The sequence below is a fragment of the Lacticigenium naphthae DSM 19658 genome (genome assembly GCF_000425865.1).
Classification (GTDB): domain Bacteria; phylum Bacillota; class Bacilli; order Lactobacillales; family Carnobacteriaceae_A; genus Lacticigenium; species Lacticigenium naphthae.
Map to the genome: position 1 here is coordinate 38,286 of NZ_AUEG01000010.1, position 15,190 is coordinate 53,475.

The following is a 15,190-nucleotide window of genomic DNA, read 5'->3' on the forward strand; positions in this document are numbered from 1 at the left end:
AGCTTTTTTTGTGCTTATTTCGGATCATTTGAAAGTGATTCATTAGATGAAGCTGACATTTCATCATTAATGCTATAGACGTTTTCGCTTACTACGCCCACACCTTTAGGTTTCATTTTACGGTAACGCGGCATTCCGGTACCAGCTGGAATAGCCTTACCAATAATTACATTCTCTTTCAATCCAATTAATGGATCGTTTTTCCCTCTGATTGCAGCATCAGTCAAGACACGCGTGGTCTCTTGGAAGGATGCGGCAGACAAGAAGCTATTTGTTTCGAGAGATGCTTTTGTGATACCCAATAGAACTGGACGAGCAGTAGCAGGTAATCCGCCGGTTGACAATGATTTTTTATTTGATTCTGAAAAATCATCGATATCGAGCAATGCTCCTGGCAATACATCTGTGTCACCCGGATCCAACACCCTTACTTTTCGTAACATTTGTCGTGTCATAACTTCAATATGTTTATCCCCAATCTCTACTCCCTGACTGCGGTATGCATATTGAACTTCACGTAATAAATAGTTTTCAACTGTAAGAACATCACTAACGCCAAGTAGCTGTTTCGGATCGATCGACCCTTCTGTCAAGGCTTCTCCACGTTTAATGAAGCTACCTTCTTTAACTTTCATCCGTGCATTTGCAGCAACAGAGTAGCTTCTCGTATCGGTAGCACCTTTTATCGTTATTTCTTTAGCGTATTCAGCAGGATTTTCTTCGATAGAGATAACTTCACCAGTTACTTCTGTGATGACCGCCTGTCCTTTTGGATGACGAGCTTCAAATATTTCTTGAACACGAGGTAACCCTTGAGTAATATCATCTCCAGCAACCCCACCTGTATGGAATGTACGCATTGTTAACTGTGTTCCTGGTTCTCCGATTGATTGAGCAGCAATCGTTCCGACTGCTTCCCCAACTTCTACTTCACGACCAGTAGCTAAGTTACGTCCGTAACATTTCTTACATACACCATGACGAGTGTTACAGTTAAATACGGACCGGATCGTTACTTCTTCGATACCGGCTTCAATGATTTCTTTTGTAATATCTTCGGTAATCAATTCATTTTCACGAACGAGTACTGCACCAGTTTCTGGATGAATAACAGTTTTACGTGTATACCGTCCAATAATACGGTCTTCGAGCGGTTCAATAATTTCTTTACCTTCTGTAATAGAACGAGCAGCAAGCCCACGTTTTGTTCCACAGTCATCTTCACGGATTATAACATCCTGTGCAACGTCTACTAAACGACGAGTCAAATAACCTGAATCGGCAGTTTTCAAGGCTGTATCAGTCATCCCTTTACGAGCCCCATGGGTAGAAATAAACATTTCTAACACTGACAATCCTTCACGGAAGTTGGATGTGATAGGCAATTCCATGATTTGACCATTCGGAGCAGCCATCAATCCACGCATACCAGCTAACTGAGTAAAGTTAGAGATATTCCCACGCGCACCAGAATCACTCATCATGAAGATATTGTTGTGATCATCTAAACTTTTCATCAAGTGATTTTGGATGGTATCTTTGGTTTTATTCCAGATATCAATAACGTTTTCGTAACGCTCTTCATCTGTAATCAACCCACGACGGAATGTCTTATTTACACTATCCACTTTTTCATGCGCTTCTTCAAGGATCTCATCTTTTTCTTCTAGTCGCGCGATATCCGCAATTCCTACTGTGATACCAGAGCGAGTAGAATATTTATAGCCTAAGTTTTTCATTGCATCCAACATTTTTGAAGTTTCTGTAACTTTGAAACGTTTAAACACTTCTGCAATAATATTTCCTAAATCTTTTTTCTTAAATGGCTTGATAATATCTCGCTCTTTTATATAAGCAGGAATATCTGTACCGTAAGGAACGAAGTAATCATCTGGAGTTTGTTTCTCCAAATTGGTTTGAGTTGGTTCATTTAAATAGGGAAATTCATTCGGCATAATTTCATTGAAAATCATTTTCCCGACTGTAGTTATCAAATATTTATTTTCTTGTTCCGGTGTAAAATGTTTTCTTGGTAAATCGCTTGTACGGACCGCAACACGTGTATGCAAATGAACGTCACCATTTTGATAGGCTTGTTCAGCTTCATCTACACCTGTGAAGATCGCACCTTCACCAATTTTCCCAGCGACTTCCATCGTTAGATAATAGTTACCTAAAACCATATCTTGAGAGGGTGTAACTACTGGTTTACCATCTTTCGGATTAAGAATATTTTGTGCACCGAGCATGAGGATCCTTGCTTCAGCTTGAGCTTCGTCGCTTAAAGGAACGTGGACAGCCATTTGGTCTCCATCGAAATCAGCGTTGTATGCTTCACATACCAATGGGTGCAATCGGATTGCTTTCCCATCTACTAAAATCGGCTCGAAAGCTTGGATACCCAAACGGTGTAATGTCGGTGCCCGGTTAAGCATTACGGGGTGTTCACGAATGACTTCTTCTAAAACACTCCAAATTTCAACATCATGTGTTTCAATTTTACGTTTAGCTGCCTTGATATTATTGGCAATTCCTCGTTTAACTAATTCATGCATCACAAAAGGTTTGAATAATTCAATAGCCATTTCTTTAGGCAATCCACATTGATACATTTTCAATGTCGGACCAACCACGATAACAGAACGACCTGAATAATCCACACGTTTTCCTAATAAGTTTTGACGGAAACGACCTTGTTTCCCTTTCAACATATGAGAAAGAGATTTCAACGGACGATTTCCCGGTCCAGCAACTGGACGACCACGGCGACCATTGTCGATCAACGCATCTACAGCTTCTTGTAACATACGTTTTTCGTTTTGAACAATAATATTTGGTGCATGTAAATCTAATAATCGTTTCAAACGATTATTACGGTTGATTACACGACGGTACAAATCGTTTAAGTCACTCGTTGCAAAACGTCCACCTTCTAATTGAACCATAGGGCGCAACTCTGGCGGGATAACGGGTACAGCATCCATGACCATCCAAGCAGGATTATTGCCAGAATTTCGGAATGCTTCCAGGATGTCCAAGCGACGAATTGCACGTGTACGTTTTTGTCCTGTTGCTGATTGAAGAAGTTCTTTCAATTCAATAACTTCCTCACCCATGTCAACATTTTCAAGCAATGATTTTATCGCATCTGCACCAATTTCAGCACGGAAATCCGTACCATATTGTGCACGTTTTTCACGGTATTCACGTTCAGTCATTAATTGTTTTTTCTCTAAAGAGGTACTACCTGGATCAATTACAACATAAGAAGCAAAATAAATGATTTCTTCCAATGCACGCGGACTCATATCTAACACAAGTCCCATACGACTAGGAATTCCTTTAAAGTACCAAATATGTGTTACGGGAGCTGCTAATTCAATGTGTCCCATACGTTCGCGACGTACTTTTGAACGTGTTACTTCTACGCCACAACGGTCACACACAATTCCTTTGTAATGAATTCTTTTGTATTTACCGCAAGAACATTCCCAATCTTTCGTAGGTCCGAAAATACGTTCACAAAACAATCCATCTCTCTCTGGTTTCAACGTCCGGTAATTAATCGTTTCTGGTTTCTTAACTTCACCGTAAGACCAACTGCGCATCTTATCTGAAGAAGCTAAGCCTATTTGAATGCTTTCAAAATTATTAACATCTATCAAGGGGCCGACCTCCCTTTTGATTGTTGAGCTGCCCATGCTCATAGAGTAAACAGAGAAGGTTCCAAAAATGTTAGAACCTTCCTATTTCAATCTCTTTACTTGTTACTCTTCAGCATTTGTTTCTTCTGCTGCTTCCTTTTTTTGTGCAGTTAATTTAGCTTCTTTTTCAGCTTCATCCGCACGTCTTTCATCTTGTTCTTTTTGCATTTGGCTTAAGGAATCAACGCGTGACATGTTGTCGTCATCATCATCTGTGTCTTCTAAATCAATTGCGTTATGCTCTCCATCTAATACTTTCAGATCAAGACCCAATGCTTGTAATTCTTTAACAAGCACGCGGAATGATTCAGGTACACCTGGACTTGGAATTGGTTCGCCCTTAACAATAGCCTCATAAGTTTTCACACGACCGACAACATCATCTGATTTGTAAGTCAGGATTTCTTGTAAGGCATATGACGCACCATAAGCTTCTAACGCCCATACTTCCATTTCACCGAAACGTTGTCCACCAAATTGTGCTTTACCACCAAGTGGTTGCTGCGTAACTAGGGAATAAGGTCCAGTAGAACGAGCATGTAATTTATCATCGACCATATGAGCCAATTTAACGAAGTACATAACTCCTACAGAAATTTTATTATCAAATTTTTCACCCGTACGGCCATCATAAAGAACAGTTTTCGCATCATCATCCATGCCTGCTTCTTTGATCATAGCCCACACATCATCATCGCTGGCCCCATCAAAAACAGGTGTAGCAATGTGAATACCTAATATCCGAGCAGCCATCCCCATGTGTAGTTCAAGGACTTGACCGATGTTCATCCGCGAAGGAACGCCTAATGGATTCAACATGATATCAACAGGTGTACCGTCGGGAAGATATGGCATATCTTCTTCAGGAAGAATAAGAGAAATAACCCCTTTGTTTCCGTGACGTCCGGCCATTTTATCTCCGACATTGATTTTACGTTTTTGAACAATAAATACGCGAACGAGCATGTTCACTCCAGGAGATAGTTCATCCCCTGCTTCACGTGTAAAGATTTTAACATCATGAACGATTCCGCCGCCACCATGGGAAACGCGTAAAGATGTGTCTCTTACTTCTCTAGCTTTTTCACCGAAAATAGCATGAAGAAGTTTTTCTTCTGCAGATAGTTCGGATACCCCTTTAGGAGTAACTTTCCCTACGAGGATATCTCCATCGGTCACTTCAGCACCGATGCGAATAATTCCCATTTCATCCAAGTTTTTCAATGCATCGTCACCGACGTTCGGAAGTTCACGAGTGATCTCTTCCGGTCCAAGTTTGGTATCACGTGCTTCTGATTCAAATTCTTCAATATGGATCGAAGTGTAGACATCATCTTTGACGAGACGTTCGCTCATGATAACTGCATCTTCAAAGTTGTACCCTTCCCATGTAGTGAACGCGACTAAAGGATTTTTCCCTAGAGCCATTTCCCCTTTTTCCATAGAAGGTCCATCTGCTAAGACGTCGCCTTTGACTACAGTTTCTCCATGTACAACGATTGGAGTTTGATTATAAGATGTTCCAGCATTGGAACGTTTAAATTTCGCTAGAGCGTATTTGTCTAAAGTTCCATTTTCTTGACGAATACGTACTTGTTTCGCATCAACATATTCTACGATCCCAGGATTCTTACAAATCAAAGCTGCTCCTGAGTCATGTGCTGCCAAATACTCCATACCTGTTCCCACTAAAGGTGCTTCAGGTTTGAGCAAGGGAACTGACTGACGCTGCATGTTCGCACCCATCAACGCACGGTTTGAGTCATCGTTTTCTAAGAAAGGAATACTTGCTGTCGCAACAGAAACAACTTGTTTCGGCGATACATCCATATAATCGATACGATCTATAGCTACTTCTAAGTTTTCATCCACAAAACGCGCAAGGACCAAATCTGATTTAAAGGATCCATCTTCGTTTAATGGCGCATTTGCTTGGGCTACAACATATTGATCTTCTTCATCAGCTGTTAAATAATCAATGTGGTCTGTAACGATCTGATTTTTACGATCGATTCTGCGATACGGTGTTTCGATAAATCCATATTCATTGATTTTTGCATAAGTTGACAAACTATTGATCAATCCAATGTTTGGTCCCTCAGGAGTTTCGATCGGACACATACGACCATAGTGAGAATAGTGCACATCACGAACTTCATACCCTGCACGGTCTCTTGTTAATCCGCCGGGTCCTAAAGCTGAAAGACGGCGTTTATGTGTCAACTCACCCAATGGATTCGTTTGGTCCATAAATTGAGACAATTGAGATGATCCAAAAAATTCTTTAAGGGATGCAACAACGGGTCTGATATTGACTAATTGTTGCGGAGTTGTTGTGGTAGTATCTTGAATCGACATTCTCTCGCGCACAACTCTTTCCATTCTGGAAAGACCGATACGGAATTGATTTTGTAATAATTCACCTACGGAACGAATTCGACGATTTCCTAAGTGGTCAATGTCATCCGTTTTGCCTATTCCTTCTTGCAAGTTAAAGAAATAACTCATAGAAGCCAATATGTCAGCTGGACGAATATATTTTATATCTTTTTCGATAATGCCATTTCCGATCACATTGATCACACGTTCAGGATCGATTGGAGAAAATACTTTCACCACTTGAACTTCAACTGGTTCTGGTACTACACCTTCTTGTGACGGATAGTACGTGACGCTGTTCAATCCTTTGTCTAAATAAGGTGCTAGCGTATCGATTTTATCACGGTCTAGAACATCACCTTTTTCAGCTAGGACTTCCCCAGTTTCTTCATCTACTAATGTTTCTGCTAACGTTTGATTAAACAAGCGTGTTTTTAAGTTTAATTTTTTATTGATTTTATACCGACCGACATAAGCTAAGTCGTAACGTTTAGGATCAAAGAAACGAGCTGTCAATAAACTTCTTGAACTGTCTGCAGTTTTGGGTTCACCTGGACGTAAGCGTTCATATACATCTTTTAAAGCTTCTTCTGTTCTTGATTCGCTCATGTTTTTATGGACATCTTTTTCAATTGTTGCGCGAAGACTGTCGTTCTCACCAAAGATTTGTAAAATTTCATCATCTGATCCAAATCCTAGTGCGCGAACTAAAACAGTCAACGGGATTTTTCTAGTACGGTCAATACGTACATTTGAGAGAGCTTTAGAATCTGTTTCATACTCTAACCAAGCTCCTCGGTTCGGAATAACGGTAGATCCAAAACCTTCTCTACCATTTTTTTCGACTTTCGGATGAAAATACACACCCGGGGAACGAACCAATTGAGATACAATAACTCGTTCTGCTCCGTTAATGATAAATGTTCCTTGTTCAGTCATTAAAGGGAAATCTCCAAAGAATACTTCTTGCTCTTTTACTTCGCCAGTATCTTTATTTAAGAGACGTAATTTAACATATAATGGTGCAGAATAGTTTGCGTCATGCGCATGCGCTTCATCAACTGTATACTTCGGTTCTTGTAGTTTGTAATCCGTAAATTCTAAAGAAAGATTTCCAGAAAAGTCTTCAATCGGTGAAATGTCTTTAAACATTTCACGTAATCCATCTTTTAAAAACCAATCATACGAATTTGTTTGTATTTCGATTAAATTAGGTAACTCTAATACCTCATTAATACGCGAATAACTTCTACGTGTACGGAGTTTGCCGTAATTAACATTATGCCCTGCCAAGCTTTTCACCCCTCAATTATTGTTAATGTATAAGCTGTCTAATCGGACCATTACAATCCTGTAACAATTATTAAGAAAATGTTACAATCAGCCGCTTTTTGCTGTTTTAGACCAAAAAAAATACAAAAGATCGTGAATTCATCTAGCATTTCATTCACAATTTCTTTTGTTTTCTTTAAAAAACCGCGCCCGGACAATATTTCGGACGAAATCTTCACTCATTACATTAATAGCGTTTATTAAGTCTACACGAGATAACTATTTTTGTCAATAATTTATATTGTTAAAAAGGCCTTTAGCGTAGAGACTCCTAAAGGCCTAGACAGCACTGTTTTCAACACAGTGATCAACAATCTTATTTTGTGCTCTTTAAAATCCAATATCCAGCATCTAACGCGATCCGCTCTACATTCCCAAAGATCTCTGCCATTTTTTCCTGTGCGCTTGGTGCGCCTTGTTTTCTTTGGATAACAATATAAAGAGAACCTGTTCCTTTCAAATGCTCCTTTGCTTCCGTCAAAATCTGATGCACTACTTTTTTCCCTGCTCGAATAGGTGGATTTGAAATGACAGCAGCATAATCCGTTTTACTCACATTCTCATAAATATCGGATGAAAAAATCGAACAATTAGAAACATTGTTCATCTGGGCATTTTCCTTGGCTAATTCTATAGCTCGATGATTTACGTCCACCATATCAATCATTTTTTCAGGAAAAGCCTTTGCTAAAGCTATGCCGATTGGACCGTAACCACAGCCCACATCCAGAAGATCACCTTCGGGCATGTTCTCGTTCACTACCGTTTCAATCAACAATTGTGAACCGAAATCAATTTTATCTTTTGAAAAAACTCCTGAATCTGAGGTAAAACGAAAGGTTTGTCCAGTCAACTCATATTCCCATGTGTGCGGATTGCTTTTCGAATTGGGATCGTTTGTATAATAATGGTCGCTCATAGCTATCTCCTTTATTCTTTCGATTACTTTTATATTAGCTTAGGAAAAGGTGAGACGCAACCTTTCTTTGATGTAAACAACAGCACGCACCACACGTGATCATGTTAAAGTTGAACTGTTATAGATAGAAGAACGGATGATTATGGACGAGTTACTATTTTCCTCAGTATTGAACTTGTAGCGGGGATCAAGAATATATTTATTTGTTTTTACAATCGCACTATTACGAAAGTCGACACAGATAAGCGGACCCCATTCATTCTAAGAAAACCAAAAAGTCGTTCCGTCTGTTCCTTAACCGGAACGATCAGCATACTATCGTTTTTTCCATCCGATTCGGGACTTGATTTACTAATTATTCCCCGTAAAAAAACCTTGGTTTGATCTCTTTTGTAACATCAAAAAAAGTGAAGAGGCTGGGACAAAAGTCCCAGCCTCTAATCATTTTTCAAACATTACTTTCTAAAACGTGCTCCAAAAAACAGACCCGACAGCCACTTCACGAACACTCTTCGATAGTCTGCGACTATCTTTCGAGTATCCGCTCCAGTTGCTGTATCTGTTGACACTTTAGTGGCTTACGGATACAGTATGCGGAGCTCTATTCGGGTCTGAACGTTTTTTGTCCCACTCTCCTCACTTTTATCTAGTTTTAAGCTTGATTGTTTACTGAAGATTCAGCTATTTTTGCCTTTTTTTCTTTTGCGATCTCCTCTTGAAAAACTTCCTCTTCCGGAAGGAGCAAGTTTAATAGGATACCTGCTATGGCACTTAACGCTGTCCCTGATATAGAGACGATCGACCCTATATCTAGCATTGCACCACCAAGTCCAAGCACAAGCATACTACTTGCGATAACCAGATTTCGAGACTGATTGAAATCAATTTGGGCGTCGATCAAGACTTTTAAACCGTTACTGGCAATCACACCATAAAGCAAGATCGCCATACCTCCGATTACTGCTGTCGGAATCGTCGAGATGAGTGCAGTGAACTTTCCGAAGAAACTTAAACTGATAGCGATAAAAGCAGCGTTCCGTATTACAGAAACAGATGCGATTCGCGTCATCCCAATGACACCTGTATTTTCACCATACGTGGTATTGGCTGGTCCGCCGATCAACGCTGAGAAAGCAGTTGCTGCTCCATCTCCAATCAACGTTCTTGCTAGTCCTGGATCTTTTAAGAATTTTCGATTACACACTTTGCCTAACACGGTGTGATCTCCGATATGTTCAGAAATCGTAACTAAGGCTACAGGTAAAATAGCTAGAGCTTCCGGCCCAAAGTAAAGCGTGTACGAGTCAAATGTTGAAGTTTTAAATGGAAGATACAATTCTGGCAGCTGCAACCAGTTAGCTTGCAGCACCGGAGAGAAATCTACTAACCCTAAAACTAAGGCGAGTAAATAGCCTCCTATTATTCCAACAAGGAACGGAATGATTTTAAGAAAGCCAGTAGCTTTTGTGTTAACAAAAGCCGTTAACAAGAAAGTAAACAGTGCTACGAGAATGATCCTTCCGTCTCCACCCGATACTAGCCCTGCATTTTGTACTGCTGTACCAGCCAGACCTAACCCAATGACCATGATCATTGGCCCTATGACAATAGGGGGTAACAATCTATCTATCCACTTTGTGCCAATTACACGTATGACACCCGATATAAGCAGATAAGTTAACCCTACTAAAAGAATGCCCGTCTGAGCTGCTCCAATGCTTCCATCCATTTGTTCCATTGCCACCGACATTGCCGTAATATATGCAAAAGAAGACCCCAGATAGACAGGAACCTTTGCTTTGGTTGCCAGTTGATAGATCAACGTTCCTACCCCACTCGCAAATAAAGCTACCGAAATGGGCATTCCTAACAAAATAGGCACTAATATCGTCGCTCCAAACATGGCAAAAACATGCTGAAAACTCAGAAACAAGCCTTTCACCCGTGTCGGTTTATCCTCCACATCTAAAATAAGCGGTCTTTGATTAATCGCCATACCAATCTTCCTTTCTGGGCACAAAAAAATGCCCCTTCGTTTTTTTGCAAAAGGACCTTCGGTAGGTATCATAATGTTCGATTCTACCCTTCTTAACCTCTCAGGATTAAATTAAAGGACTTTGCTTTGGTCATCATAGCAAGAATCGACAGAATATTCAAGTGAATTCTATCAATCAGTGCCCAATATAAAAAAAGAGCCGGGGACAATTCCCAGACTCTTCATTTTCCACAAATACCATTTCCTAAAAAAGTGTTCCAAAAGTCAGAAAAAGCATCCTCTTCACGATGCTAACGTCGTTACTTTAGCAGTTTACAGCTACCATCCGACGAGGATCTGGCACCTTTCCGATAAAGTATACAGCCTTTTTGCCTGAGGGCTTGTTTTCTTTGGTTTTACATAAAGTTGTTCATATTTTGGATAGCTTTTTCTAGAATTCCAATTTGTTCAATCGTTTCTTCGTCTTTCACTATTTTTTCTTTGCCTGATACAATCGAATCGTGTACGCCTTTATATATTCGCCCGTAACTCCCCACTTCAGAAATCACTTTTTCCTCATGGTATTTTCCTTCAGCATCTTTATAATAGAGAGTGCCGTAATGTTCCGGTAAATCGATCCCAAAATCATCATTTTCAGGTGTATAGAATAATTTGAGGTGTTCTTCTTGACGGTCCTTCGTTTCTTTTATAAATGCTCCTTTTGTTCCATAAACGGTGAAACTTGGTCTTTCTTTCAAACGAAAGTAACTAGATTTAACAGAAACTTTCAGATTGTTCTTATAATTAAAATCTAAGTCGAAATAGTCGTTCATCCGATTCTCCCCTAATAACTGGCGGACGTCATAATGAATGGCTCGGGGACTTCCAAAGTAAGAGAGCACCTGATCGATCGTGTGACAAGCATGCCCGTACACAAAGCTTTCCAAACGATGGAACTCTTGCACACCTTCAGGAACTTCTGGTCTGAAGTAATCGAAATGCATTTCCACCTCTTTGATTTCACCTAAAATGCCTGAATCGATTACTTTTTGGGCCGTTAAGAAATCAGAATCAAATCGCCTATTCTGATAAGCTTGAATAAACAATCCTTTTTCTTTTGCCAACTGAAACAATTCTGTTGCCTGTTTTACCGTTTCGGTAAAGGGCTTCTCTACAAGAACATGTTTTCCGTTCACTAGCGCTTCTTTTGCAAGTGAGTAGTGCGCCTGAGGAGGCGTCGTGATGACAACTAAATCAACTTCATCATCTTGCCAAATCTTTTCAATCGTTTTGACGTAGTTGACTCCCGGTATTTCTTCCCATGCAGAGGGACGCCGTGATAAAATCGTTTTGATATGGATGAAATCCAGTTGACTGGAATAGGGGATATGATACCGATTAGTGCTCTTGCCATTACCGATATATGCAATTGTCAGCATGCTTTTCGCCTCTTTCTTGTTCTATTTTCTATTTTTTGTGCACTTTTTACGTGCGTTAACCTTATTTAATCACGTTAGCGTTTGTATGTAAATGAGTACGCCGAAAAGAGTAACAATGTTCCAAAAGAAAAATTAAAATCCTTCAGTATACGGAATAATTTATTAATTATTCACATCGATTAAGAGGAGTAACTACTATGTCTATTTTAACCGACTTAAAAGAAAAAAAGCGGTTCAATGAATCAGAAAAACAACTTGCTGATTTTGTTATCCAGAACAAAAATGATATGATCTATTTTTCTATTCAAGAACTTGCTCAAAAAAACTATACTTCAACTTCCACTATTGTGCGATTGTGCAGAAAAATCGGGTTAAAAGGATACAAAGATTTTAAGATCAAATTAGCTGTTGAACTTCAAAAAGAATACAACATCCCTGCCACAGTTGACCCTGATTTTCCTTTTAACGAAGACCTTACTTATCAAGAAATACAAAAAATCATTTTAGATTTGACTACTCGTTCTTTGCATGAAACGTATGCAAGTCTATCTGCTGAATTAGTCGAAGAAGCTGTAAACATGATCAGCGGAGCGCATCAACTAGCCATCTTTGGTTATGGAGATGCCTTTTTACCCGCGCTAAATTTTCAAAATAAAATGATGAAGATTGGCGAATACGTCCAGCACACTTTATTACCTGGTGAGAATAGACATCTAGCTAATAATTTAACTAAAGAAGATTGTGCCATTGTTCTATCTTATAGTGGCGAAAGTAAAGATACCTATTTTCTTACAAAGATTTTGCATCAACGAGGTGTGAAGATCATCGTTGTTTCCGCTCATCGCACTTCTCATATCGCCCAATTAAGTAGCCTGTTATTGCCCATTACCAAAAGCGAGAGTTCTTCTGTTAAATTAACGACTTTTTCTTCCCAGGCCGCTATTGATTATGTGTTGAATACAGTATATGGTTGTATCTTTGTCTCAAATTATGATAAAAATCAGATGAAACGAATAGATGCTGAGAAGCTTTTACTTGATACTCGTTTTCAAAAATAACAGAAGATTCCTTTCTAGCAATTCAAAGAATTCAGTAGATTTCTTATCTTCTAGTTCGATTTCAGTTATAGTATAGAAAGGGAAAGGAAGATTTATATGGAGTTTAACAATCCGTTGCATTTCACACAAACTCAAACCCAAAAGCAATCCTATGTACCTAATTTAGTACAAGGAGTGCAGCTATTACAATTTAATAGATTGGAGTTATCATCTTACTTAAATCAAACGATCCTAGATAACCCTTTCATAAAAATACCTGAAGAAGAAAACCAACTTATCAACAATTCACTCAGCGAAACGACTAACATCATTGAACAAACTGCTTCGTACCAACAGTCGATTTATGATTTTTTAATGGAACAAGCTTTTTTATTTTATCGAAAAGGCGAATTACGTAATTTAGTTTTTTGGTGGATAAATAACTTGGATGATAAAGGCTTCGTGACCGCATCAATGGAAGAAGCTCAACAAATTACTCAAGCTTTACAGACTCAATTGTTGGATTCCCTAACGTTGCTTCACCAATTAGACCCACCTGGAATAGGCGCTCGAAACATTCAAGAATGTCTAATGTTACAGACTGAACGCCTTGAATTTTCACCGCCTATTGCCTATTTGATTTTGGAAGAACATTTTGATGATCTATTTCACAAACGGTGGAGTCTGATTGCAGAAGATTATCGCATCTCTTTAGAACAAGTAGAAGAAGTGTACCAGTTCGTTCAGCGCTTATCTCTTTCTCCGATTGAAATGTATAATGCCCGCTCTGAAACAGTTCCTTTCATCATTCCCGAATTAGTCGTCTCCTTATCTGATGGCAATTTGACTATCGAAGAAACGCGTTACAAAACACCTTTATTATCCTTTGATCTGAACTACTTTAACGAGATGAAAACCATTGAAGACAGTGAAGTATCTAGCTTCTTAAAAGAAAAACGCCAAGAATTCGAGCAGTTACAAACCAGTCTTAAACGTCGGGGAGAAACGATTCTTCAAGTGGGAACAGCTATCGTTCTGCATCAACAGAACTTCTTTTCCCAAAAAGAACGATCGCTCGTCCCATTACAATTAACTGATCTGGCTCAAATCTGTAAACTGGATGTTTCGACGATCAGTCGGGCGGTTCGAGAAACTTATATCCAAACACCTCAAGGGGTGTTTGAGTTAAAATCATTTCTATCCCGAAGAACGCCAAATGGTGACCAATCCAAAGATACAATCACGCGACTGATTCAAGAGTGGATCCGCACTGAAGACAAACAACGTCCGCTTTCAGATCAAAAGTTGGTTGAGCTACTCAGCGAGAAGGAAATCAAACTTTCCAGACGGGCAATTACAAAATACCGTAAACAATTGAACATCGCTTCCTCTGTTAAAAGAAAAATCAAATAAAAAAACTTCCTCTGCTCATTTGCAAAGGAAGTTTTTTTAATAAATATTATCCAAAGATACCTAAAACATAACCAAGAATACCGATAACAAATAATCCGAAGATAATTGTGATAGGGCTAACTTTTTTACGTAATAACCATACACAGCCTAATGTTAGGAGTAATGGAGCAAGACCAGGAAGTAATTGATCTAAAGTATTTTGTAGAGTTGTAACTTGTTCTGGTTCGATACTCATTCCAGATTGGATTTGAGCAACAACACCACGTAGCATGTCTCCTGAGATCACACCTTCGTTAGCTGCTTCAGCGATACCACTAAAGTCGACCATCTCTTCAGCCGGGACATCCATACGACTTAATACCATTGGGAAATGCATACTGGTCCATCTTGGAACAAGTACCCCCATGATAAACATACCTAAAACAGATGCTCCTTGAGTCAATTTCTGCATCAACCCACCGGATAAGTTTTTAGTGATATTTCCTCCTTGAACATATCCAAGCTCTTGTGTATACCATAAGAAAGCCATACGGATAATATTCCAAACGAAGAAGAAGATGATGGGGCCTAACCAGCTTTCACTCAAAGCGAGCGAAGCAGCAAAAGCACCCAATACTGGACGAAGCGTTCCCCAGAAAACGGGATCACCTACACCAGCCAAAGGTCCCATCATACCGATTTTTACTCCTTGAATTGCTGCGTCATCAATATCTTTTCCGGCAGCTCTCTCTTCTTCAAGTGTCAATGTCACCCCGAAAACAGGTGAGGCTAAATATGGATGAGTATTGAAGAATTCTAAATGTCTTTTCAATGCTGCGGCACGATCTTCTTCAGTTGTATATAATTTTTTCAAAGCTGGAATCATTGCATAAGCCCAACCTACATTTTGCATACGTTCAAAGTTCCATGATGCTTGGAGGAATTGACTTCTCCAAAAAACGTTAAAACGATCACGTTTAGTTAATTTATAATTATTATTTTCAGCCATTATT

Annotated in this window: 8 protein-coding genes; 2 read left to right on the forward strand and 6 right to left on the reverse strand. The window is 39.3% G+C overall.

The annotated features are described in order from the left end of the window. Positions 1–14: 14 nt before the first annotated feature. The 5 genes from rpoC to H626_RS0107265 form a co-directional block, all read right to left on the reverse strand. Positions 15–3,665, reverse strand: a complete 3,651-nt coding sequence (rpoC, locus tag H626_RS0107245; RefSeq protein ID WP_027108766.1) for a DNA-directed RNA polymerase subunit beta' — start codon at positions 3,663–3,665, stop codon at positions 15–17. Positions 3,666–3,767: 102 nt separating this feature from the next. After that, a complete protein-coding gene (rpoB, locus tag H626_RS0107250; protein WP_156883272.1) occupies positions 3,768–7,385 on the reverse strand; it encodes a DNA-directed RNA polymerase subunit beta in 3,618 nt (1,205 codons plus the stop codon). A 346-nt stretch (positions 7,386–7,731) separates the two neighbouring features. After that, positions 7,732–8,334 (reverse strand): class I SAM-dependent methyltransferase, encoded by a 603-nt coding sequence (locus H626_RS0107255; RefSeq protein ID WP_027108768.1) that lies wholly within the window; start codon positions 8,332–8,334, stop codon positions 7,732–7,734. A 652-nt stretch (positions 8,335–8,986) separates the two neighbouring features. Then, a complete protein-coding gene (locus tag H626_RS10885; protein WP_051237896.1) occupies positions 8,987–10,330 on the reverse strand; it encodes a uracil-xanthine permease family protein in 1,344 nt (447 codons plus the stop codon). A gap of 395 nt (positions 10,331–10,725) precedes the next feature. After that, positions 10,726–11,748 carry a Gfo/Idh/MocA family oxidoreductase gene (locus H626_RS0107265; protein ID WP_027108769.1) on the reverse strand — a complete coding sequence of 341 codons (1,023 nt, stop codon included), beginning with the start codon at positions 11,746–11,748 and terminating at the stop codon, positions 10,726–10,728. A 197-nt stretch (positions 11,749–11,945) separates the two neighbouring features. Here H626_RS0107265 and H626_RS0107270 point away from each other — a divergent pair, with 197 nt between their 5' ends. Continuing rightward, positions 11,946–12,806 carry a MurR/RpiR family transcriptional regulator gene (locus H626_RS0107270; protein WP_027108770.1) on the forward strand — a complete coding sequence of 287 codons (861 nt, stop codon included), beginning with the start codon at positions 11,946–11,948 and terminating at the stop codon, positions 12,804–12,806. Between the two features lie 96 nt (positions 12,807–12,902). Next, positions 12,903–14,198, forward strand: a complete 1,296-nt coding sequence (rpoN, locus tag H626_RS0107275) for an RNA polymerase factor sigma-54 (RefSeq protein WP_027108771.1) — start codon at positions 12,903–12,905, stop codon at positions 14,196–14,198. A 46-nt stretch (positions 14,199–14,244) separates the two neighbouring features. Here the strand turns inward: rpoN and H626_RS0107280 are convergent, their stop codons facing one another. Then, a complete protein-coding gene (locus H626_RS0107280; protein ID WP_027108772.1) occupies positions 14,245–15,186 on the reverse strand; it encodes a PTS system mannose/fructose/sorbose family transporter subunit IID in 942 nt (313 codons plus the stop codon). Positions 15,187–15,190: the final 4 nt, after the last annotated feature.

Excerpts from the sequence above, each read along its gene's own strand:
- rpoN (WP_027108771.1), top strand. The coding sequence starts at position 12,903 with ATGGAGTTTAACAATCCGTTGCATTTCACACAAACTCAAACCCAAAAG.
- H626_RS10885 (WP_051237896.1), bottom strand. The coding sequence starts at position 10,330 with ATGGCGATTAATCAAAGACCGCTTATTTTAGATGTGGAGGATAAACCG.
- H626_RS0107280 (WP_027108772.1), bottom strand. The coding sequence starts at position 15,186 with ATGGCTGAAAATAATAATTATAAATTAACTAAACGTGATCGTTTTAAC.
- H626_RS0107265 (WP_027108769.1), bottom strand. The coding sequence starts at position 11,748 with ATGCTGACAATTGCATATATCGGTAATGGCAAGAGCACTAATCGGTAT.
- H626_RS0107270 (WP_027108770.1), top strand. The coding sequence starts at position 11,946 with ATGTCTATTTTAACCGACTTAAAAGAAAAAAAGCGGTTCAATGAATCA.
- H626_RS0107255 (WP_027108768.1), bottom strand. The coding sequence starts at position 8,334 with ATGAGCGACCATTATTATACAAACGATCCCAATTCGAAAAGCAATCCG.